The sequence below is a fragment of the Desulfovibrio sp. genome (genome assembly GCF_009712225.1).
Taxonomy (GTDB): Bacteria; Desulfobacterota; Desulfovibrionia; order Desulfovibrionales; family Desulfovibrionaceae; genus Desulfovibrio.
This window is the reverse complement of record NZ_WASP01000019.1, coordinates 59,916-80,678: the sequence shown is the minus strand read 5'-3', so window position 1 is coordinate 80,678 and position 20,763 is coordinate 59,916. Positions and strand designations below refer to the sequence as shown.

Sequence of the window (20,763 nt, the reverse complement as noted above, 5' to 3'; positions counted from 1 at the left end):
AGAGTCATTTGGTAGGAACGAACAGACTTGAACTGTTGACCCCTTCCGTGTCAAGGAAGTGCTCTAGCCACCTGAGCTACGCTCCTACATGGGCAAGAGGCTATATAGCTACTCCCCATGCCCCCGTCAACACTTTTTTGTCACATTGCCGCAATTTATTGCAAAACAATCTTTCAAAACCGCTTGAGCCGCCAGTTTTTCCGCCCAATATTTTTGGCTGGCGCACCGCCCCCAAAAACCCGATCAGGGCACTAGAAAGCCCCAGTCTGACGCAGTTCTGCCAGCCACGTGGCAAAGCATTCCTGCGCGCGGGCAGAATACAGGGCCTTGCGGTCTTTTTTGCGGGCCTTTTCGCCCAGCTCTGGCACAAGACCAAAGTGCGCATTGGACGGCTGAAAATGCTTGACCGGCGTACGCAGGTGGTTGAGCAGACCGCCAAGGGCGCTCTCCACAGGCGGGGGGGGCAGCTCGTGCCCACGGGCACGGGCGTCAAGCAGCATGCCCAGCCACAGGCCGCTGGCGGCAGACTCCACATAGCCTTCCACGCCGGTGATCTGCCCCGCCAGATACACGCCGGGGCGCGCCCGCAGGGAAAGATCGGGCGCAAGAACCTCTGGCGCATTCACATAGGTATTGCGGTGCATGCTGCCAAAACGCGCGAATTCCGCGTTCTCCAGACCGGGAACCAGCCGGAACACGCGGGCCTGTTCGCCCTGGGTGAGCTTGGTCTGGCAGCCTACGAGATTGCAGGTTTCGCTGTTGGCGTTTTCAGCCCGCAATTGCAGAATTGCCCACGGGCGGCGGCCCGTGCGCGGGTCTACAAAGCCCACGGGCTTGAGCGGCCCAAAGGTCAGCGTGCGGGGGCCGCGCTCGGCAAGTGCCTCGATGGGCATGCAGCCCTCAAAATGCTTTTCCTGCTCAAATTCGTGGGGCGAAACCTTCTGCGCTTCCAGCAGGGCTGCATAAAATGCGTCGTATTCATCGCGGCTCATGGGACAGTTGAGGTAGTCGCCCTCGCCTTCGCCCTCGCCGTTTTCCTGCCCGTAGCGCGAGGCGCGGAACACGACATCCATATTAAGGGAATGCGTCCACACGATAGGCGCGATGGCATCGTAAAAATAACAGTGCCTGGCGCTCAGGGTCTCGGCCAGCGAGGCGGAAATACCTTCCGAGGCCATGGGCCCGGCGGCCAGCACCACTGCTCTGCCCTCGCCGTAAAAAGGCGCAAGCACGGGATCGTCGAGCGATTCCACCTGATGGTGCACCAGCGTGATATTGGCTTGGCCTGCCACGCGCTCCGTCATGGCGCGGGCAAAGGCCTCGCGGTCAACGGCCAGCGCCTTGCCCGCAGGCACGCGGTGCGCGTCGGCCAGCGCCATAAAATCGCTGCCAAGGGCACGCATTTCGGCCTTGAGCAGACCCACGCCAGAGGTAAGCTCGTCTGAACGCAGTGAATTGGAACACACAAGTTCGGCCAGATGATCGCTGATATGGGCAGCCGACCTGTGGGCCGGCTTTTGTTCAAACAGGGTTACGGAGTGACCGGCGCGAGCCAGATACAGGGCACATTCGCACCCGGCAAGGCCACCGCCCACCACTGCTATGGACATGGTTTGCATACATTCTCCTTGCCGCGCAGCTTGTAAGAAAACCCGGCTGTTGGCAAGGGCTGGCCCCAACAGTCTGCAAAGCATCAGCATGGTTATGGCAGAATACCCGCCCCGCGGCATGGCAAAGCCCCTGTAAAAAAACGCAAAGCGCCCCGATCTCTCGGGGCGCTGGCATAATCCGGCTCTGACATTTCTGCGCGTACTGAGCCAATGGACACGGCATCAGCCAGCCCTGTCGGCTTGCCCACAACGTGCAAGAATCTTGTAAACCGCTTTTTCCGAAAGAAAATACCGCTCCGCCAGTTGCGGAACAGTCCAGCCCGCATTGCGGCACGCGACCATTTCGCGGTTTCTGGCCGCACGTTGCGCACGGCAGGGGGCAACCTCGCCCCACTGCTTTCTGTTTTCTTCCTTACGGGGAATGTACAGGTACTCCCCGTCAACATATTCCTGTATGGCCTGCAGCAGATGCTGCGGCAAAACATGTGTGGCCTTTTTATAGCCCATGGTGCTTCCTCCTGCTGACAATTCAGGACGGAGCAAGGGCTATTGCCTAAACATTCAAGCTGTTATGCAATAGCCCCTGCTAAGCACAACAGGCAGAATCCTTATAAGTGTTCATCCAGCATCCCTGTTAGTTGTTTGTGAATATCTATTTTTATACTGGCCGCCACTGGCCGTCAACGACTTCTGGCCTCAACACCGCGCTTGCCCCCGCTGAAAACCTGCGCTACTAACAACTGATGCACGACGATCTTTCAGCACAGCACACCGCCAACCAGGCGCACGAAACAGGCATGGCCCCCGTGGACATTGCCTTTGTGCGCGCAGGTGCGCGTGAGCTCTACGCTCAGGGGCAGGACGACTTTCTGGCCCCTGCCACCAGCCAGTCGGCAGGTATGGACCTGCGCGCCTGCCTTGAGGGTCCTGATGCTGTTATCCCCGTCGGGGGCAGGCTCAAGGTACGCACGGGCATAAGCGTGCAACCCCGCGCCGCTGGCATTGCCGGTTTTGTCTACTCACGCAGCGGCCTTGGAGCGCGCGACGGCATCACCGTGGCTCAGGGTGTTGGCATCATCGACCCGGACTATACCGGTGAAATTCTGGTGTTCCTTCTGAACACCTCTGGTCACGAGCGACGTATCCAAAACGGAGAGCGCGTGGCCCAGCTTATTTTTCAGCCCTACGTGCGACCCCGATGGCGTGAAGTTTCGGAACTGTCTGCTACAGAGCGCGGTTCCGGCGGTTTCGGTCACACCGGGCGCTGATACTCTGCACTGGCCACCGCCGGTGTCTTTCATCCATTCCACCATTCATACGTTCACCGAGAAGGAGTTTGTCCATGTCACAAGCTTTTGCCGCCGTGAAAGCCGGGGAAGAGAGCCTGCTCTGCCGTTCCTACAGCCGTTACCCGCTGGCTATCGTCCGAGGCAAGGGCTCGCGACTCTGGGACGTGGACGGCAAGGAATATGTCGACCTGCTGGCTGGCATTGCCGTAACAGCTCTTGGGCACTGCAATGATGAAATCTGTGCGGCTCTGGAAACCCAGGCCCGCAAGCTCTGGCACGTGAGCAACCTGTTTTATCAGGAAGAACAGCTGGAGCTGGCAACGCTGCTGCTCTCCACCGGCCACCACGGCAAGGCCTTTTTCTGCAATTCTGGCGCAGAAGCCAACGAGGCCTGCATCAAGCTGGCGCGTCGCTACATGCGCAGCGTGAAAAAGCGCGATGCCTATGAAATCATCACCCTGGGCGGCTGCTTTCATGGCCGTACCCTGGGCGCGCTGGCAGCCACCGGACGCGAAAGCCTGAGCCAGGGCTTCACCCCCCTGCCAGAAGGCTTCAAGCAGGTTCCGGCCTGCGATCTGGCAGCGCTTGAAGCTGCCATCACCCCGGCCACGGCCGCGGTGCTGGTTGAAGTGGTCCAGGGCGAAGGCGGCATTGTGCCCCTGCCCGCAGACTACCTGCACGGCGTTGAGGCCCTGTGCCGCAAGCACGACATACTGCTGATGTGCGACGAAGTTCAGGCGGGTTTGTGCCGCACCGGCAAGTTCTGGGCATTCCAGAACTACGGCCTCACGCCCGACATCATCAGCATGGCCAAGTCGCTGGCCAACGGCCTGCCCATGGGTGCCATGCTGGCGACAGACGAAGTTGCGCAGGGCTTTGAAGCTGGCAGCCACGCCACCACCTTTGGCGGCGGCGCGCTTGTTTCTGCCGTTGCGGCCAAAACCGTGGAAATCATGCTGCGCGACCACCTGTCCGAACGTGCAGGAGCGCTTGGCGAACACATGAAGGAACAGCTGGCCGCACTGCAGCAGCGCGTACCCGGCAAAATCCGCGAGGTACGCGGGCTGGGCCTCATGCTGGGCATCGAGCTGACTGTTTCGGGCAAGGATGTGTGGGAAGAATTGCTGCGCCGGGGCTACATATGCAACCTGAGCCACGGCGTGACCCTGCGCCTTTTGCCGCCGCTGAACATCGACCAGGCTGATCTGGATGGTTTTGTGGCCACGCTTGAGGATATCCTGAAGGCTTTTTAAAAAAATCGCCCTCCACGGGGCTTTACAGAAGCACAATTGTACACTAAAAAGTGCTTCCTGAAATATTCTGCAAAAACATACGGCAACCCCGCTCTGCGGGGTTGCCGCTTGCTTTACACAAGGAGTTGAAAAAATGGACGTTTTTGACCAGGCTACCGAACTGGAGCGTCTTGACCGCGAATCGGCCCTCATGCGTGCGCGTGCCGCAGTGGACCGTGGCGGCCCCGAATGGATCAACGGCGTGGCCTGCTGCCGTGAATGCGGCGACCCCATCCCCGCCAAGCGCCTTGAAGCTCTGCCCGGTGTCGGCCTGTGCCGCGCCTGCCAGGAAGAGCGCGAAGGCAGCCGCGACTAGACAGCCCGCGCTGACGTGCCACTGGCCCAGCATTGATGGCCGCGACATTTGGGGTTCCGTGCCCTGACAGCTCACCAGCCCCCAAACCGGGCATACCTGCGCGGCATTGCTGCACAGGCTGCTGGCTTCAGGCACAAGCCCAACCGTCTACGCACGCCCTTGCTCCGCGCAACCGGCTTACCACGCCCCCAGGGCCTGCCAGACGGCAGGGCCTTTTTTTTCGCCCATAATCAGGCTGCAAAAATCAGTACCTGGCTTCTTCACGGCTCTAGCCGTCCTCATTACGGCCAACGGCCACTCCTTGCGCAAAAAAACGCCCTGCCCGCAAATTTCGGACAGGGCGCATAATCAGCACGCAGACTACAGCGCAGGCGAACTGACCGGGGTCAGTTCCAGATAAAGTGCAGCAGCCAGTAAGAGATGTAGCCAATACCCGCCGCAGCGGGCAGGGTGAGCACCCACGCCGTCACCAGATTGGCGGCCACATTCCAGCGCACGGCCGAAAGCCGCTTGGTGGAACCCACGCCAAAAATGCAGGCCGAGATGGTGTGCGTGGTGCTGACCGGCGCGCCCATGAGCGAGGCCCCGGTAATTACCATGGCAGCGGCACTTTCAGCCGCAAAACCGTGCACCGGCTCAAGTTTGAAGATACGGTGCCCCATGGTTTTGACAATCTTCCAGCCGCCTACGGCAGTGCCCAGAGCCATGGCACCCGCGCAGGAAAGCTTGACCCACATGGGCACTTCCACGGTGTCGATCTTGCCAAAAATCAGCAGGGCGAGCGTGACAATACCCATGGTCTTTTGCGCGTCGTTGAGGCCGTGGCTTGTGGCCATAAAGGCGGCAGACACAAGCTGCAAACGCCGGAACGAGGCGTTGACCGTACGCCGGTGAATGCGCCCGCAGATCCAGTAAATAAGCCACATGCAGCCAAAACCCATCACATAACCGGCCATGGGCGAAGCTACGAGAGGCACAAGCACCTTGTCCCAGATGCCCTTGCCGTTGAGAGCACCGAAGCCCGCATCGGCCACTGCCGCGCCGATCAGCCCGCCAATAAGTGCGTGCGACGATGACGAGGGGATGCCGAAATACCAGGTAATACAGTTCCAGCTGATAGCCCCCACCAGTGCCGCCAGCACGAGAACATGGCTGCCCTCAACAACCTGCGGCAAGACAATACCGCTGCCAAGGGTTTTGGCCACTTCCGTACCCAGCAACGCCCCGCCGAGATTCAGCAAGGCCGCTGCCCCCACCGCAAAGCGCGGCGTGACCACCTTGGTGGAAACCACGGTGGCAATGGCATTGGCGCAGTCGTGCGCGCCGTTGGTGAAGTCGAACACCAGGGCCACCAGCACAATGAGCGCCAGCAGCACGGGGATATCAAACATTTTTCAGCACCGCTTCCTCAATGGTTTCCGCCAGGGCATTGACCTGCTCAAGCAGAATGTTCATGCGCTCGTACGCCTGGCTCCATTTGAGCACCCGCATGAGAGCCTTGCTTGTAAGTTCCTGATGCTCGTCCATCAATTCTGCCAGGCCTACGGCCAGCACCATGTCGCATTCGCTGCGCAGGGTACGGAAGGCACGGGTTTTGTGGCAATCACGCCTGCTGGCCAGGCCCTCAAGCATTTCACGGGTAAGGTCAAGCATGGCACTGATGGTGCGCGCCATTTGCAGGGCAGGAAAACGGATGGAGGCGAATTCAAAAATATGCAACCGCGTGCTCAGGCTGTGCAGGCAGTCCATGCACTCTTCCTGTTCCTGGTTGATACGCAGGATGTCCTCGCGGTCAATGGGCGTGATGAATGTCTGCGAAAGTGCCCGGATGATCTTGCTGTGCAGCAGGTCGGCCTCTTCTTCCAGAAAGGCGATTTCCTTGTGCACGTGGTCCATGTTGGAAACGTCTTCCAGCATGTTTACCAGCAGGGCGGCCATGCGGCGCAGCAGATCATTCTGCTCTGTCAGCATGGAAAAAAACGGTGCGGATTTGGGCAATAGAGCAGGAAACATCCCTTCTCCTTAAAACGGGTTGCGGGCGCAGGGCGCCAACGAATAGCAGCTGCTCCGCACAGGCGACCTGCGCTGCTCAGCCGTGGCGAATACAACACTGCTTCGCCATCCTGTTTGACCTAATCCATTTATACCGGCCAGAACTTTGTGCCAAGAGAAAACACGGGGGCAAATTAAACTTTTCAACTTTTCAAAAATAAATCAAATCATGATAGTATGTTATGAGAAGTGATTTTTGCGTTTTTTTGGCTGCAACCGCAGGTTTTTGGCCACTTGACAATCAACGGATTGAGCAATCAATCCATAGCTAAAACAAGCCTTGTGCCCCAAAAACCCATAACCTCCCGCCTCTGCTGCCGAACGCTATCAGTAACCCGTGTCGAGCCACTCCATCGCGCGAAGTGCGGCTGGTTCTGGCAAAAACGTCCAGGGGGGCGGCACCACACAGGTTGCTCCCGGCAGGGTCAGGCAGCCATGATGCAGAAAAAATACCGGGGAATCCGCGCCAGAGTCATCATCGGGGCTGGCGAAACCGTAAAGGGGGTCATTCCACAAAGGATGCCCGAAAGAGGCCGCGTGGGCGCGTATCTGGTGTCGCGCGCCGCGGCGGATGCGGCAGCCCGCGAGGGTCAGACCCACGCGGTGGAACTGTGAATCTTCGGTAAACGCGGGCAGGTTCAACTCTGGCCCGTCAAAGTAGTACAGGGGCAAAAATTCCGTCCAGCGTGTACGGCCAGTGTCACACTCCAGCACACGGCTTTTGTTGCGCTTGTCTGTGCGCAAGGCCCGCCTGACCGTAAAATCTTCCTCAAGCCGCCCTGCCAGCAGGGCCACATAGCGCTTTTCACAGTGGCCACCGGCTTCGAACCGCCGAAAGTCATCCGCTGCTTCAAGGCTGAAGGCCCCGCACACAAGCCCCGATGTACCGTGGTCAAGCCGCTGGAGCAGCTGTGGGATTGGAGACGCCGCTGCCCCCGAGGCACTTTCTGCACGCCCGGTGTGCGCGCCCCTGCCCCGCAAAAGTTGCGGCAGCATACCCTCAAGACTGGGAGCGGTGCCGCCCACCAGCGCGGCCGTGTGCAACCCTGCTGGTTTGAAAAAAAAGCACAGATCACCCTGTACGCCCAGAAGACGCGGCTCGCACTGGTCGCTGTCCATTCCGGGGGCGCATGCGGCGGCCTGTCCGCAGGCTTCCACCTGTTCCCCCCGCACGGGAGCGGTCTGCTGCGTTGAATCTTGCGCCACTTCCTGCGCGGCCTCCTGCAGTACAACCACATCGCCCTTGCGCAGGCGTTGCGCCGCTGTGCAGACGCGGCCATTTACCCGCACCAGTCCGTTTTCAATGCAGCGCTTACGACCACGCAGGCCCATGTGCGGCAAGAGCACGCTCAGGGAAAAATCAAGCCGCTGGCCAGTCATTCCCTGACTTTCTGCCTCAAACTGGCCTGATGCAAATTTGGAAGAGGCGGGTTCTGTATGTGAGATGTCGTTGTTCACAGGGTCACCGAACTGCCGGGCACGAGCTCCAGCAGGGCTTTGGCGGTTAGTTCCGGCACATGTCTCTGAGGATCATTTTCATTCACCAGATCCTTTTCCACCAGCCGCACGCCCATGCGGGCCAGAGCCGCGCGTTCGTCTGTATCAAGCCCGCCCTCATAACGGCCATGCCGGGTATCGACCAGCACGTCATGCAGCAGGGCTTCACCCGGCGCGTCGGGCGCGTCTTCGCGCAAATGGCGCAAAATCATGGCCGCCTGCCCCGACACCGTAAGACCGTGCAGTTCAGCGTCTGTACCAGTGTTGGGAATAAAAATTTTGGGACACGAAATTCCGGCAATGCACTTGCCCACGTTTTGAGGCAGCAGATTGGCCAGCACGCTGGTGTAAAAACTGCCCATGGGGTAACAGATGGCCCCCGCAGACCTCAGATAGGCCGCAGATGCTGGCGCAAGCGGCGGGCGGCACGGTGTTTGCGGCTTTTTTGATCCGTCCTGATTACGGTCCGGCTCGTGCACGGTCAAAAACAGCCGCCGCACGGCAACGCTCAGATTTTTGAAGTGGTGCTGCCCCACCACAACCGAGCCGTCTTCAAGCTCTGCCGCCAGGTGCAGGCTCTCGCTCACAATGGGCAAAACCACTCCGCGCGTCTGCAACAGGCGGCTCAGAAATGCCATTACAGGCCCAAAAACGCGCTTGTGGTGCAGATATCCGCCCGCCAGAATCAGATTGCCCATACAGGCCCTGAAAGGATCAAAATCGTCTGGCATGCGCTGCAAAAAGAACTTGAAGTGCAGGCGTAGCGCATCGGCAAACAGGGGGGGCATGTCTGCCCACACGGGGTGCGATTCACTGCCCATGCTTCGCAAATGCTCACGCAGCGGCTCGGGATCGGCATGTTCTTCGCCTTTGTCCGGCAATCTGCTGGCGCAGAAGGCCATGACGGCGGCGGGCACAACAGCGCTGTCGGCCAGGGCCAGCAACCTGTTACGAATGTCTCCCACGGCGGGCATGGCAAATGAACGCCGCAGGGCGGCAGAACTGCCGCCGGAATCAAAGGGCGTCACCAGATGTACGGAATTATGCGTGTAGTGGATCAGTTCGCGGCTCAGGTCGCGCAGGGCCGTGCCGCCCGTAAAAAAAACCAGTCGTGGACCAAGAGGCGGAAAACAGAAAGGCGAAGAGTTTTCGCTCACACCGGGCTCCCTGCGGCCAGAAAGTCGCCTTCGGGCAGGGTTTCGCAAAGGTTGCGACAGGAGGGAATAAGCCCCATCTCGCACATACGTAAAAAGATCAGTCGGCCTATCCAGGCATCCGTGGCGGCATAGGCAATCTGGCGAGGGGTCAGTTCCATGAGGCTCCAGTTGGAGCACTGCGAACCCTTGGAAATACGCCAGCCAAAAAAGTTTGCGGCAAGGGTGCGCAGCCCCTGGCTGGGCAGCTTGTGCGCGCGCGCAACACCGCCAAGATCAACCAGCCCGGCAGGTTCAAAATCATACACCTTGGCAAGGTCGCGCATATCGTCGCGAATACCCACACCGGCCTTGACCTGATCGGGATTGGCCAGAATCTCGACAATGTGCGGGCCAAACGGCAGAAATGCCAGCTGCACCAGGTACACGGCATTGGCTGTGGCCAGCTGGATAAGAGCCGGAGAATTGCGCCGCCCCTTGCGGAAAGAAGGCCGCGTTTCCGTATCAAAACCAAGCAGATCGGCAGAGCGCAGATCAGGCAACGCATTTTTCCAGTCGTCCAGAGAGCGAATAACCTGTACCTGCCCTTCGTAATGACAAAGGGGCATGGCGTTGATTTCTTCGCAACTCAGCCGACGGCGCAAGACGTCCATATCCATAGGTTACTTACCAATGCAGAATTGGGCAAATATGCTGTTCAGCACTTCAGCCGGGCTTGAAAGCCCGGTAACTTCCCCCAGATACGAGGCGGCCAAATCAAGCCTGACCGCACAACAATCATAAGGCTGCCCAGCGACCACATCCGCACGCAGCCCTTCAAGCTCTCTCAAGGCGTTCTCGAGCACCAGCGACTGGCGCGCGTTGGGCGCAAGGCCGTCTTCCGGCGCGGCTTCAGCGCTGCCCCCAAGCAACACTGCACGCAATGTCGCGGCAAGCTCCTCGACATATGTATCGGAAAGTGCGCTTACAGCGCAACATGTTCTGGAGCCAATCCACCGTGGAGGAAAAACTTTTGGCATGCAAATGTCGCATTTGTTCCATACCACAAGCAGAGGGGTATCGCCAACCGCTTCCAGAACCTCGCAGGCGGCGGGGTCGGGACACGCATCAGCGGCCGCGCCCTCATCGCCCAGCCTGGCTCCATCAAGCACCAGAACCACAAGATCGGCGTGAGAAAGTTTTTCGCGGCTGCGGGTTACGCCCAACTGCTCGACGGTTTCCTCCGCATCGCGCAGTCCCGCAGTATCGGTAAGGCGCACGGGCAGTCCGTCGAGCAGGCAGGTTTCTTCCAGAAAATCTCTGGTCGTACCGGGAATGTCGGTCACAAGCGCACGTTCGCGCCCCAGCAGGGCGTTGAGCAGACTTGATTTGCCCGCATTGACGGCCCCGGCCAGCACCACTTGCGCGCCCTGCTGCGCAATCTGCGCGCGACGGCTGCCCGCCAGCAGGCGGCGCACGGCCAGCATGACGCTGTCCAGCACCTCGCACAGCGCCGCGGGCTCCATGCCTTCCACTTCCTCATCGGGAAAGTCCACGGCAAGGCACATCTGCGCACGCAGTATTTCAAGCTCGTCCCGCAGCTCAAGGGTTCGCTGTCCAAGCAGCCCGTCCAGCCGGTTGAAACCATAGCGCAGAGCCTCGCGGGAGGGAGCGGCAATGAGCTCGGCCACGGCTTCGGCCTGGCTGAGATCCATGCGGCCATTCACAAAGGCACGACGCGAGAATTCACCACGTTCTGCCTGACGCGCCCCGTAGCGAATGGCGCTCTCAAGCACAGCCTGGACCAGATACGCGCCGCCATGACTGTGAATTTCAGCCACATCCTCACCGGTAAAGGTGCGCGGCCCGGGCATGAACACGGCCAGCGCATCATCAAGAGCCTCGCCGTTCCAGTCGATAACCCGCCCCCGGTGCAGATGCCAGGGCGTAAAATTTTCCACCAGAGCCGACATGGGCAGGAACATGCGGGCCAGTACCTCTTTGGCGCGCGGCCCGGAAATACGTACAATGCCAATGCCCCCAGAACCCGGCGGCGTTGCGATGGCAGCGATGGTGTCGTTGCGCTCTGGCTGCATTGCTGTTTCCATTACTTTCCCTGCTTTTTACCCTGAATTCTGATTGGCCCGGTTTGCGGTGTGCGCTGGTCGCCGGGCGAATTTTCGTCAACCAGCGCCCGTAAAAAGCGTTGCCGGAGATATGCCCCAGATGGGCCTTTTCTCCGGCAACGTAACAAGCTCTCAAGGCCGTGCAGCCCGCTTGCGATGACGCGTAAACGCGCATGTGCCGTGCGGCTGAACGCTAGGCGCGTTCTCCCTTCTTGCGCATGATGACCACGCGCTTCATGGGGCCGTCGCCCGTGCTGCGGGTTTGCACATCAACCGCTTCCTGCAGGCACACATGCACAATGCGCCTGTGGTAGGACGAAAGCGGCCGGGTCGAGTACGAACGCCCGCTCTGGCGAACTTTCTCTGCCAGGGCCAGCGCCATTTCACGCAACTTTTCGTCCTGACGGCGCCGGTATTCACCCGCATCAAGCTGAACGCGCACGGCAGCGTTCATGCCGCGCGAAACAATGCGCGAAATCATGTACTGCAATGCCGCGAGGGTTTGCCCCTCGCGCCCGATCAGCAGGCCGGAATCCTCATCGCACTCAATGCCCACATACACCCTGCCACCACCGATCTTGACGGCGATGCCCACTTCGTCGCCCGTGATGGGCCGAATGAGCTTGCGCACGGTGTCGTCGACCAGGGCTTCAAGCTTGGCGGCATCAAGCTGCTCAAGCGGCGTGACCGGCAGGCCCTCGCCTGCGGCTTCAAAATCATCTTCAAGACCATCAAGTGCTGCGTCAGTCTTGGGGGCACGCTCCGGGCGGGTTCCTTCGCGGTGGGCGGCACGGGCATCACCCCTGCCGTTTCCGTTGTTTCTGCCTTCAGCACGGGAATCGTTGCGGCGGCCACGCGGTTCGCGCTGCGCGGCTTCAGTCACATTGCCAGATTCCACAGCCTCATCGCCCTCGGCATTTCTGCCTGCGCGTTCACGGCGGTCGTTTCTGCCATTCCGGCCAGAAGGCTTGTTGCCGTTCCTGTCCTGCTTGCCGTTGCGGTCATTGCGACGATCAAAGGGCTTATCGGCAGGTTTTTCCAGCACATTGCCATTACAGGCAGCATCCAGAGCCTCTTCGCTTTCATAGGAATCAAGCGACGGGGGCTTGTTACGGTTGCGGCCACGGTTACGGCGGTCGTCCTGCTGCCCGCGCGGCGGACGGCCTTCATTCGAGCGCTGGTCCTGCCCACGCTGGTCTGCCCCACGAGAATCCTGCCGCGAACGGTCACGATTTTCGTCTCGACCCTTTTCTGCAGGAGCTTCGGCTGCCTTCTGAGCAGGCTCTGCGGCGGCTTCTGCGGCAGGAGCGGACACCGCTGTCACGGGGGCTTGTCTGCCGCCGTTTTTGCGCTGTTCGCCTTCGGCCGGGGCATTGTCACCCGCAGCCTGACCAGAGGCCTGAGCAGAAGTTTGGCTAGCCGTCTGGACAGCAGCTCCATCGCCGCCCTTTCTGCCCAGTATGCTCTCTACAGTTTCACGCAGCTGCACGCGGCGGGCGCGCACCTTGGCCTTGCGCGCCCCCACGATGCCGAATATGCCGGATTTGGCATCCTGCACAATTTCGATCTCAAGCTTTTCCCGCGCCGTATTGAAGTAGCCGCAGGCTTCCTCTATGGCGCCATCAAGATCCTTGCCCTGGAACTCCTTAAACCCTTCCATAAGAACCCCTTGCTGTGTCTTGCGAACCCGCCGGGGCGGCCTACTTCGCTGCGACTGTAGAGAACTTCTTCGCCATCATCCTCTGCTGCGCAATGGAAAGGATGTTGTTGACCAGCCAGTACACCACCAGACCAGAGGGGAAGCTCAGGAACATGGCGGTAAAGATCAGGGGCAGGAACATCATGATCTTCTGCTGTGTGGGGTCAGAGGCCGGGGGGCTCATCTTCTGCTGGATAAACATGGTCAGGCCCATGATAACGGGCGTGATGTAGAAAGGATCCTTGGCCGAAAGGTCAGCCAGCCACAGGATATCCGTGCCGGGCACGTAAGTGATGAAAGGAGCGTGACGCAGTTCGATAGAGGTGAGCAGCGCCTGATACAGACCAAAGAACACGGGCATCTGGATAAGAATGGGCACGCAGCCGCTGGCCGGGTTTACCCCATAGGTCTTGTAGAGCGCCATGACTTCCTTGTTCATGAGCTCCTTGTCGTCCTTGTACTTTTCGCGGATGGCCGTCATGTGGGGCTGAAGCTTCTTCATCTTTTCCATGGAGGCGTAGCTCTTGGCCGTAAGCGGCCAGAACAGGGCCTTGATGAAGACCGTCAGCAGAATGATGGCAACGCCCCAGTTGTTGACGTACTTCTGGAAAAATTCGAGCAGCCACAGCAGACCCTTGGCGATAACGTGGAACATGCCAAGGTCGATACTTTTGGCCAGCTGGTCGGAAACAGCGGCAAGCTTGGCGCGTTCCTTGGGTCCAAGCCAGTAAGAAACGGTCAGTTCCCGTTCCTGCCCGGGGCCAAGCATCACTTCGGGCTCTTCAATTGCAGCGCGAAACACGTTCTGCTGCATGCGGCCCTTGACGATCACATTGCTGGTATCGCCCGGCAGCACCGCCGCCAGAAAATAGGTGCTCATGGTACCGGCCCAGTAAACCTTGCCAGCAACCTGTACGCCCGTGGTTTCAAGAGTGCTTGCCGAAGATTCTTCGCCAAGGCTTCCGTCGTTATCCCAGGCAAGGCGCATAGCGTCATAGCGACCGCCTGCCGCGTTGCTGGCGTCGGCGGCAACGGTGTAGCTCACGCGCACGCTGCGGGCCTGATCGGTGGTATTAACCACGCGGATTTTTTCGCGGATCAGATAGGTATCAGAGCTGAAAGTCATTTCGCGCACAACACGCAGGTTGTCCACTTCACCGTTAAAACGCAGCACACCCTGCTGGCCGGCAGCAATATTCAGGCCGTTTTCGTTGCTTTCAACAGACCACTGGCCGGTGCTCCACGAAGGCTGGCTGTTAACCACAAGGCCAAGCGGGGCAACAGTGGCGGTCTGGGGATCCACAAGATTGACCAGAGGAGAATCAGAGGCGAGACCGGTCTGGTACTGCTTGAGCTTGAAAGAGCGCAGAGCTCCGCCGCCGGTATGAAAAACGGCTTCGTAAAGGGGAGAATCGACCTTGAGGTCGCGTCCGGGGGCGGGGGTAAACACAGGCAGAGCCTGCTGGGCTACGGCAGCGGCCTGCTGCTGCGCCTGCTGCTGTTGGGCGGCCTGCTGCGCCTGCTGTTGCTGCGCAACAACGGCCGGATCAGGCTTGCGAACCCAGCCCATGTATTCGGACAGGTAACTCCAGCCCACAATAACGACGAGGCACAAAAGGATGGCGATGATCAGATTTTTTCCGTCTTGCATGAGGGCGTTCACTCCTGGGACAGTGGCGGGACGTCACGAGGACGCCTTGGTGGTGGAACAGGGTCGTAACCTGAGCCGCCCCAGGGGTGACAGCGGGCAAGGCGCTTAAGCGCAAGCCAGCCGCCCCGAAAGATGCCGTGGGTCATGATGGCCTCTGCGGCATAGGCGGAACAGGTGGGATAATACCGACAGGCGGGGGGAAGCACTGGCGAGATGCAAAGCTGGTAAACGCGTATAGGTAAGATGCATAGCTTACGCAGCAAATGACTCATGGCAGCCCATCCAATGCCGGGCGGCCCGGCTCACGCCGAACCAAACGCCGCATCAACGGCAAAAGCTCGGCGGCCACGCTGGCCAAATCCAGCGCAGCCTCTCCGGCATGCTTTTTGGCAACGGTAACGATGTCGGCCTCTGTGGGCAGATCGCTGCGGTGCAAACGATAAAACTCCCTCAAAAGCCTTTTGACGCGATTGCGCACAACAGCATTGCCAACCTTGCGGGAAACAGCCATGCCAGTGCGCGCAGCTAGACCGGGACAATTGCCCGACAGCACAAATACAAGAAAATGCTCGGTGTGCAGACGCCTGCCCCGCTCATAGCACGCCACGAATTCCGCCCTACGGCGTATCCGCAGATGCTGCGGCAGACCATTCTGATGCATGGGAATACCCATGTAGAACGGGGCAAGCCCGCCCCGCTAGGCGCTCAGAACCTTACGGCCCTTGGCGCGGCGGCGACGAATGATGGCGCGCCCGCTGGGGGTGGCCATGCGGGTGCGGAACCCGTGGGTGCGGGCCCTTCTGATTTTGCTCGGCTGATATGTTCTTTTCATGGCAGACTCCTTAAAAAATTTCCGGCAGGGCCTTGGGCCGACACCGGATCGATGCGGCACGCCGGGCCTGAGCGGTTTGGGGCTACCCCCGGCTTTTAAGCGCGGAGAGCGGCATTGCCCTGGCGTTAAAATATATGGAACAAGCTACATACACGCCAGCACGGGCTCCGTCAAGCGCCAGTTGCCCTATTCAGCGCGCGACTATCATGCCCATGTAAGCGCGGGGGCGCAAGGGCAATAACACCTTGTCCTCAATAAAATTTCCGAGCAGACGACAGCCTGCACATCACAGGCAAACAGCCCTGAAGCATTCACCCCTAAGGGCACAGCGTACAGACGAGCAGCGAAAATACGGACGAATGACTGAAATCGCATCAGCCGCTGACAGTTGCCTCTGGGTAAAAAATATTGGGGCCGCAACCATCATTGCGGCCCAAAATTCGGCGCGGGTTTTGCCGTGCCCTGACAAAAAGTGCTATATGTATGGTCAGGGTCTGGCGTTGGCGCGCGGCAAAATATCGTCGGCAGAAACAGCGGACACAGGCGCACTACTACTGCCCAAGCCGGGCATTGGGGCTACGGGCGTAGTGGCGCTTCCACCCACCCCGCCTACCGGTGATGCGGCGGCAGAGGAATAAGGCGAATCCACCCCGCCAACACCGCTGGCGGCAGACGTAGAACCTGTGCCTGCCGCGCTCAACGGGGGTATACTGCCAGCATCACCGGCAGGAGTTTTGGCTGATGTGCTGGCGGGGGTTTTATCCGGAGCCTTGAGGGATGTCTTACCGACACCCTTGGGAGGCGTACCGGGTTCGGTGCTGGATGCGGCGCCAGCGGGAGCGGATTTTGCAACCTTTGCCTTGCGGGTATGCCGCACGGGGGCCTTTTTGTCTGCGGGCGGGGTCAGGGACAGTTCAGGCACGGCAGCAGGATCCACAAAACGCGCCCCTTCCAGGGCAATCTGCCGTGGAGCCACAAGCGTATTCTGGTACAAACGTCCGCCACCGTTGTGCAGCCACACATCGTTGATATTTGTAGCCCCCGACGCTGTGCGTGCGGGAACCTGTGGCGGCAGGGGGTCAACTTCAGCGGCCACGGCCGCCGAAACCGGACAGACAGAAATCGCCAACACCGCAAGTAACGGCAATACAACTGACTTGCACATGGAACTCACCTCTACTGCGCTTATCGGCACAAAGCCACACAAACTTTAGCCCTTGATACGAGCCGTTAGCCATTCGCGCATCCAATGAAACCACCCTTCTGGCGGCGGGTCATTGACAGGTCGCTCTGGCTTCGGCACATTCAGCTCTATATCAGATAGTTGCAAATTCGCCGCCGCGCACTTGCGAGTGCATCTGTCATTTTTTCAGGCAACAATCAGGAGCCAGCATGCCTACCAAGCCGGAACTTACCGCCGCACCTTCTGCGCCAGCCCCCTGCATTACTCTTATCGGCATGGCCGGCGCGGGTAAGTCTACCGTTGGATACGCACTGGCCCAGGAACTTGGCTGGGCACTCGTTGACAGCGACCATCTGATTGAGGCTGTGTACGGCGCACGCCTTCAGGACATTACAGATTCCCTTGGCAAATTCGCTTTTCTGGATACTGAAGCCAAGGTTATTGCCGCCATCAAGGCGCATCGCACGGTCATTGCCACTGGCGGCAGCGTCATTTATCGCGATTCTGCCATGAATCACCTTGCCACCCTGGGCCCCATTGTTTTTATTGATGTGCCCTTTCGCCTTATTGAGGAGCGTATTGCCCGCAATCCGGAACGCGGCATTGCCATGAACCCGGGTGAAAAGCTTGAAGACATTTTTAATGAACGTCTTGCCCTTTACACCCACTACGCCAACCTGCGCTGCCCAGCGGAGGGCAAGAATCCCGCGCAGTGCGCACGCTGGATACGTGAACATCTCCCCAAGGATTTTTTGCGTAATGACGGCGGACAAGGCTAGTCAGTAGAGGTCAACGACTTGGACAAAACAGCCGGGCATAGTTTCTGAAAATTCTATAAGTTCATTTCGTCAAGCACGCATAAACCGCCAGAATATCTGCGGGGCTGGCAAGCAATACAGTCGCTTGCGCCTGAAATTTAACGTTACAGCCAGCCAGTGCAAACCACTCGCATGGCACGGCGGAGTCAGCAGATTTGTATATTCAAAATAGAAGCGGCCAGAACCTGTGGTTCTGGCCGCTTCTGTCATCTTGCGTTTTCACGCATATGCGTAGACCAAAAAAAGCGGGGCCGAGGCCCCGCCAAAATTCCTTCGCCCAAAGCAGTGTCGCCCGGCAAAGAACACCCGCTCCGGCATAACGCAGCTTTACGCAGCGCACGGCCAGAGCGGCATCTTTTGCTTGCGTACTAGTACTGCCAGGTGCTGCCGTCGTAACGGATCAGTTCGTTAAGGTTACGAGCCTTAACCTGTTCGCACGAGGCAGTAGTGGTGGCTTCCTGCTTGGTTTTTCCGCGGCATTCCATCACCTTTTCCTGATAACGGATAAAGCCCACGTACTGACCGGTGGCGCTGGGCCGCAATTCGGTGGTCACGTTGGACGCGTCCACTTCAATGTAGCTGGCAACGAAGCCCTTGCTGTCCTGGCGCACTTCCCTGGATGCCTTGGAAGGCATAACAGTGCGTGCGGCCTGGGCGGCAAGCTTGTTACCCACCATGGTAAGCTCGGCGGCGACCTGAGCCTCGGTCTTTACAACCTTTTTAGAGGCAGCGGGTTTGACTTCAGCCGGTTTTTCGGCCTTGGTCTTGGCCTTGCCCTTGCCTTTTACGTCCTTGGCAGGGGCTTCAGGAGCCGGAGCCGGTTCAGGGGCGGCAGTCTGTTCCTGGGGCTGAGCGGGTTTAACTTCTTCGGAAGAAGAACCGCCAAACCAGGCGCAACCGCCGGTGGCCAGGCCCATCGCGAGAATAAGTGCCAAAATCTTACGCATGTGCAATGCACCTCATAAAAAGCCGGGCGGCATACACCACCCGGCTTTTGCTTTAATTCGACTGAAGCGAAGGTCCGCGATTACTCGAAGGACACTTCGGTGCGCCGGTTCATGGCGCGACCTTCGTCGGTCTTGTTGTCATACTTGAAGGACTTGCCACGACCGATGGCGGTCATGCGGCTGGCAGGAATGCCCTGCTTCGCAAGGTAGTTCTTAACCGCGCTGGCGCGTTCCTGCGAAAGCTTCATGTTGTAAGAGTCGGAACCCACGTAGTCGGTCCAGCCAGAGAGAACAACGCGCTTGTTGGGGTTGTTCTTGATCAGGGTGGCGGCTTCGTTCAGGATGCCCATGGCCTTGCCGTCAAGGGCGAAGGAGTTGAAGGCAAAATGCACGCCGCGCAGCACGATGACGTCTTCATCCTTGCAGAACACGGAAAGCACGAAACGTTCAACAGCGGCGTCGCTGGTGGCGAGCTCTTCAGCGCGCACCACAACGGCGTTGGAGTTCAGGGCGGCGATCTTCTTGATGTTGGCTTCACCGTTGGGGGTGTCGGCCAGGGAGATCACATGCACAACCAGGTTACGCTGGCTGGCGTACATCTGGCTCACAACCTGCACGAGGTCGTTACCGCGGTTGTTGTCACCGTCGGTCACGAGGATCAGGGCGGCGTCGCGCTTCATGCTGGAGATGAAGGGTTCGTAAGCCTGAAGGCCGTTACCCATGCTGGTCATACGACCAAAAATATCAAAGTTGCTGCTCAGCTTCTTAAGGCCGGCGGCCATGGCGGCGCGATCCCAGGGGCCCTGGGCGACGATGGCGCCGTTGGGCGAAAGGGTGTGCAAGCCACCGTTGTAGCTCAGAGCGGGAATAGCGGCGTTAACGCGCGTCAGCACGTTTTTGGCCACAATGATCTTGTCCTGCTTGAGCTTGTCGTTCTTCATCATCATGGAACCAGAGTAGTCCACGACGAAGTCGAAGCTTTCAATTTTCTTGTTGCACGCCGGAGCGGCCGCAGCGGCCACGGCGAAGCTCAGAACAAGAGCGGCCGCAAGAGCAAGAAGACGAAACGATTTCATACTGCCTCCCAAACGTTGTTTGTGTCGTCGATTACCGTCACAACAGTAAATCGCGGTGTGCCCGCCACGTTACCGGCTCACTCACAGCCATGGGCCTTGGAGACGGCAACTGCTTTTGACATACCCGCGTTTGCGAAAAACCGCAAGTTGTAAATAGGAAAGACTCTTTCGGTTTTGCGCGACTCCTTAAATGATATACTGATGACATCTGCCCGCATATTTTTTTGCGCGGCCCCCTGCCCTGCTGTTGCGCGCCTCCAGCGCGCCCCGCACGCCAATGCTGGACAGCCCGCCGGGGCTAAGGCATACTTGGCCGTGAACCAAGGATTTTCCATGCCTGCACTGACTTTTTCCAAGTGGAGCCCAGGGGGCAACACCACACTGCTTTTCCCCGACAGCGGGCAACGCCCCGCCGAACAGACGCGGCTTGCGGCCCTCGCGCTTGATCCGGCAATGCTTGGCGGAGAGCAGGCGGGCTTTGTGCATCTGGCGCAGGGCAAACTGCGCATGGCTGGCGGTGAATTCTGCGTCAACGCAAGCCGCGCCGTGGGCGCTCTGCTCGCGTACACCGCGCAAAGTGCAGGCCCGGAACAGGGCGTGCTCGAGGGCATGACCGCCGGTACCGCGCAACCAGCAGGCGACGTTCACGCAGAATATCCCGAACGCACCGACGAAATTCAGGTTTCCGGCTGGAACAGCCCTGTGCGACTGCGCACCAGAGGCACGGCCCCGCTCTGGCAGGTAGAAGCCCTGCTGCGGCTGCCCTCGTATTCCATCACCACTGTAGAAGAAGGCGCGCAACTGGTGCGTCTGCCGGGCATCTGCCACCTGCTGCTCGGCGGGCCAGTGCATCCACTGCCCGACGACTCTTATGCCGTTGCCGCCCAGATGCGCCAGCGGCATAATCTTGAAAACGAGCCAGCCGCCGGGGTCATCTGGTGGCGTGAATGCCAGGGGCAGCTCGACATGCTGCCGCTCGTGCATGTGCGCGATGCGGGCACCACTTTTCTTGAAAACGCTTGCGGGTCCGGCGCATTGTCCCTTGCTCTGCGTCTTGCGCGTTCTGGCCCGCGCCGCGCTTTTTCCATCATGCAGCCAGGTGGATCTGCCCTTGATGTACGGCTGTTTACAGAAAACGGCGCGGAGATGGCTGGCGTGGACGGCCCGGTGTCCCTTGTGGCCCGGGGCAAGATATGGCTGCCAGAGCCAGAAGCCCGCACCCGCCCCAGTCAGGCCTGAACC

21 protein-coding genes and 1 tRNA gene are annotated in these 20,763 nt (G+C 59.4%); 5 read left to right on the top strand and 17 right to left on the bottom strand.

The window, feature by feature from the left end:
- Positions 1 to 9: 9 nt before the first annotated feature.
- From F8N36_RS15935 to F8N36_RS15925, 3 genes are all read right to left on the bottom strand, one after another.
- Positions 10 to 86: transfer RNA gene (locus F8N36_RS15935), tRNA-Val, on the bottom strand.
- Between the two features lie 165 nt (positions 87 to 251).
- Positions 252 to 1,619 carry a methylenetetrahydrofolate--tRNA-(uracil(54)-C(5))-methyltransferase (FADH(2)-oxidizing) TrmFO gene (gene trmFO / locus F8N36_RS15930; RefSeq protein WP_291334041.1) on the bottom strand — a complete coding sequence of 456 codons (1,368 nt, stop codon included), beginning with the start codon at positions 1,617 to 1,619 and terminating at the stop codon, positions 252 to 254.
- Positions 1,620 to 1,832: 213 nt separating this feature from the next.
- Positions 1,833 to 2,117, bottom strand: a complete 285-nt coding sequence (locus F8N36_RS15925; protein WP_291334039.1) for a CD3324 family protein — start codon at positions 2,115 to 2,117, stop codon at positions 1,833 to 1,835.
- Positions 2,118 to 2,353: 236 nt separating this feature from the next.
- Between F8N36_RS15925 and dut the strand changes: the two genes are divergently transcribed.
- The 3 genes from dut to F8N36_RS15910 all read left to right on the top strand — a co-directional run bounded on the left by dut (position 2,354) and on the right by F8N36_RS15910 (position 4,507).
- On the top strand, positions 2,354 to 2,878 hold the full coding sequence (dut, locus tag F8N36_RS15920) for a dUTP diphosphatase (RefSeq protein ID WP_291334037.1): 525 nt from the start codon (positions 2,354 to 2,356) through the stop codon (positions 2,876 to 2,878).
- A 74-nt stretch (positions 2,879 to 2,952) separates the two neighbouring features.
- Entirely contained in the window at positions 2,953 to 4,152 is a 1,200-nt protein-coding gene (locus F8N36_RS15915) for an aspartate aminotransferase family protein (RefSeq protein WP_291334035.1), read from the top strand.
- Between the two features lie 133 nt (positions 4,153 to 4,285).
- The gene (locus F8N36_RS15910) at positions 4,286 to 4,507 is read left to right on the top strand and encodes a TraR/DksA family transcriptional regulator (RefSeq protein WP_291334032.1); all 222 of its coding nucleotides are present in this window, start codon (positions 4,286 to 4,288) and stop codon (positions 4,505 to 4,507) included.
- A gap of 386 nt (positions 4,508 to 4,893) precedes the next feature.
- On the opposite strand, the gene F8N36_RS15905 is transcribed toward F8N36_RS15910, so the two are convergent.
- The 12 genes from F8N36_RS15905 to F8N36_RS15850 all read right to left on the bottom strand — a co-directional run bounded on the left by F8N36_RS15905 (position 4,894) and on the right by F8N36_RS15850 (position 16,662).
- Positions 4,894 to 5,898, bottom strand: a complete 1,005-nt coding sequence (locus tag F8N36_RS15905) for an inorganic phosphate transporter (RefSeq protein ID WP_291334031.1) — start codon at positions 5,896 to 5,898, stop codon at positions 4,894 to 4,896.
- Complete coding sequence (locus tag F8N36_RS15900; RefSeq protein ID WP_291334030.1) at positions 5,891 to 6,520, bottom strand: DUF47 family protein; 630 nt, start codon at positions 6,518 to 6,520, stop codon at positions 5,891 to 5,893. Before F8N36_RS15900 ends, F8N36_RS15905 begins: the two co-directional genes overlap by 8 nt.
- Positions 6,521 to 6,886: 366 nt before the next feature.
- A complete protein-coding gene (locus F8N36_RS15895; RefSeq protein WP_291334028.1) occupies positions 6,887 to 8,017 on the bottom strand; it encodes a pseudouridine synthase in 1,131 nt (376 codons plus the stop codon).
- Complete coding sequence (locus F8N36_RS15890; protein ID WP_291334026.1) at positions 8,014 to 9,213, bottom strand: GAK system CofD-like protein; 1,200 nt, start codon at positions 9,211 to 9,213, stop codon at positions 8,014 to 8,016. Before F8N36_RS15890 ends, F8N36_RS15895 begins: the two co-directional genes overlap by 4 nt.
- Entirely contained in the window at positions 9,210 to 9,869 is a 660-nt protein-coding gene (locus F8N36_RS15885) for a 3'-5' exonuclease (RefSeq protein ID WP_291334024.1), read from the bottom strand. Before F8N36_RS15885 ends, F8N36_RS15890 begins: the two co-directional genes overlap by 4 nt.
- A gap of 3 nt (positions 9,870 to 9,872) precedes the next feature.
- On the bottom strand, positions 9,873 to 11,297 hold the full coding sequence (mnmE, locus tag F8N36_RS15880; protein WP_291334022.1) for a tRNA uridine-5-carboxymethylaminomethyl(34) synthesis GTPase MnmE: 1,425 nt from the start codon (positions 11,295 to 11,297) through the stop codon (positions 9,873 to 9,875).
- A 211-nt stretch (positions 11,298 to 11,508) separates the two neighbouring features.
- Positions 11,509 to 12,975 carry a protein jag gene (locus tag F8N36_RS15875; protein WP_291334020.1) on the bottom strand — a complete coding sequence of 489 codons (1,467 nt, stop codon included), beginning with the start codon at positions 12,973 to 12,975 and terminating at the stop codon, positions 11,509 to 11,511.
- A 40-nt stretch (positions 12,976 to 13,015) separates the two neighbouring features.
- On the bottom strand, positions 13,016 to 14,665 hold the full coding sequence (gene yidC, locus F8N36_RS15870; protein ID WP_291334018.1) for a membrane protein insertase YidC: 1,650 nt from the start codon (positions 14,663 to 14,665) through the stop codon (positions 13,016 to 13,018).
- Between the two features lie 8 nt (positions 14,666 to 14,673).
- Positions 14,674 to 14,937 carry a membrane protein insertion efficiency factor YidD gene (yidD, locus tag F8N36_RS15865; RefSeq protein WP_291334016.1) on the bottom strand — a complete coding sequence of 88 codons (264 nt, stop codon included), beginning with the start codon at positions 14,935 to 14,937 and terminating at the stop codon, positions 14,674 to 14,676.
- A complete protein-coding gene (gene rnpA / locus F8N36_RS15860; RefSeq protein ID WP_291334014.1) occupies positions 14,934 to 15,338 on the bottom strand; it encodes a ribonuclease P protein component in 405 nt (134 codons plus the stop codon). Before rnpA ends, yidD begins: the two co-directional genes overlap by 4 nt.
- 24 nt (positions 15,339 to 15,362) lie before the next feature.
- Entirely contained in the window at positions 15,363 to 15,497 is a 135-nt protein-coding gene (gene rpmH, locus F8N36_RS15855; protein ID WP_022657771.1) for a 50S ribosomal protein L34, read from the bottom strand.
- Positions 15,498 to 15,984: 487 nt separating this feature from the next.
- Entirely contained in the window at positions 15,985 to 16,662 is a 678-nt protein-coding gene (locus F8N36_RS15850) for a hypothetical protein (protein ID WP_291334011.1), read from the bottom strand.
- A 227-nt stretch (positions 16,663 to 16,889) separates the two neighbouring features.
- Here F8N36_RS15850 and thrB point away from each other — a divergent pair, with 227 nt between their 5' ends.
- Entirely contained in the window at positions 16,890 to 17,459 is a 570-nt protein-coding gene (gene thrB, locus F8N36_RS15845; RefSeq protein WP_291334010.1) for a homoserine kinase, read from the top strand.
- 407 nt (positions 17,460 to 17,866) lie between these two features.
- On the opposite strand, the gene F8N36_RS15840 is transcribed toward thrB, so the two are convergent.
- Complete coding sequence (locus tag F8N36_RS15840) at positions 17,867 to 18,445, bottom strand: translation initiation factor 2 (RefSeq protein WP_291334008.1); 579 nt, start codon at positions 18,443 to 18,445, stop codon at positions 17,867 to 17,869.
- 80 nt (positions 18,446 to 18,525) lie between these two features.
- Entirely contained in the window at positions 18,526 to 19,521 is a 996-nt protein-coding gene (locus F8N36_RS15835) for an OmpA family protein (protein WP_291334007.1), read from the bottom strand.
- 333 nt (positions 19,522 to 19,854) lie between these two features.
- On the opposite strand from F8N36_RS15835, the gene F8N36_RS15830 reads away from it, so the two are divergent.
- Entirely contained in the window at positions 19,855 to 20,760 is a 906-nt protein-coding gene (locus F8N36_RS15830) for a hypothetical protein (protein ID WP_291334005.1), read from the top strand.
- Positions 20,761 to 20,763: the final 3 nt, after the last annotated feature.

Coding starts and splice junctions, on each gene's coding strand:
- trmFO (WP_291334041.1), bottom strand. CDS start 1,619: ATGCAAACCATGTCCATAGCAGTGGTGGGCGGTGGCCTTGCCGGGTGC.
- F8N36_RS15925 (WP_291334039.1), bottom strand. CDS start 2,117: ATGGGCTATAAAAAGGCCACACATGTTTTGCCGCAGCATCTGCTGCAG.
- dut (WP_291334037.1), top strand. CDS start 2,354: ATGCACGACGATCTTTCAGCACAGCACACCGCCAACCAGGCGCACGAA.
- F8N36_RS15915 (WP_291334035.1), top strand. CDS start 2,953: ATGTCACAAGCTTTTGCCGCCGTGAAAGCCGGGGAAGAGAGCCTGCTC.
- F8N36_RS15910 (WP_291334032.1), top strand. CDS start 4,286: ATGGACGTTTTTGACCAGGCTACCGAACTGGAGCGTCTTGACCGCGAA.
- F8N36_RS15905 (WP_291334031.1), bottom strand. CDS start 5,898: ATGTTTGATATCCCCGTGCTGCTGGCGCTCATTGTGCTGGTGGCCCTG.
- F8N36_RS15900 (WP_291334030.1), bottom strand. CDS start 6,520: ATGTTTCCTGCTCTATTGCCCAAATCCGCACCGTTTTTTTCCATGCTG.
- F8N36_RS15885 (WP_291334024.1), bottom strand. CDS start 9,869: ATGGATATGGACGTCTTGCGCCGTCGGCTGAGTTGCGAAGAAATCAAC.
- mnmE (WP_291334022.1), bottom strand. CDS start 11,297: ATGGAAACAGCAATGCAGCCAGAGCGCAACGACACCATCGCTGCCATC.
- F8N36_RS15875 (WP_291334020.1), bottom strand. CDS start 12,975: ATGGAAGGGTTTAAGGAGTTCCAGGGCAAGGATCTTGATGGCGCCATA.
- yidC (WP_291334018.1), bottom strand. CDS start 14,665: ATGCAAGACGGAAAAAATCTGATCATCGCCATCCTTTTGTGCCTCGTC.
- yidD (WP_291334016.1), bottom strand. CDS start 14,937: ATGAGTCATTTGCTGCGTAAGCTATGCATCTTACCTATACGCGTTTAC.
- rnpA (WP_291334014.1), bottom strand. CDS start 15,338: ATGGGTATTCCCATGCATCAGAATGGTCTGCCGCAGCATCTGCGGATA.
- rpmH (WP_022657771.1), bottom strand. CDS start 15,497: ATGAAAAGAACATATCAGCCGAGCAAAATCAGAAGGGCCCGCACCCAC.
- F8N36_RS15850 (WP_291334011.1), bottom strand. CDS start 16,662: ATGTGCAAGTCAGTTGTATTGCCGTTACTTGCGGTGTTGGCGATTTCT.
- thrB (WP_291334010.1), top strand. CDS start 16,890: ATGCCTACCAAGCCGGAACTTACCGCCGCACCTTCTGCGCCAGCCCCC.
- F8N36_RS15840 (WP_291334008.1), bottom strand. CDS start 18,445: ATGCGTAAGATTTTGGCACTTATTCTCGCGATGGGCCTGGCCACCGGC.
- F8N36_RS15835 (WP_291334007.1), bottom strand. CDS start 19,521: ATGAAATCGTTTCGTCTTCTTGCTCTTGCGGCCGCTCTTGTTCTGAGC.
- F8N36_RS15830 (WP_291334005.1), top strand. CDS start 19,855: ATGCCTGCACTGACTTTTTCCAAGTGGAGCCCAGGGGGCAACACCACA.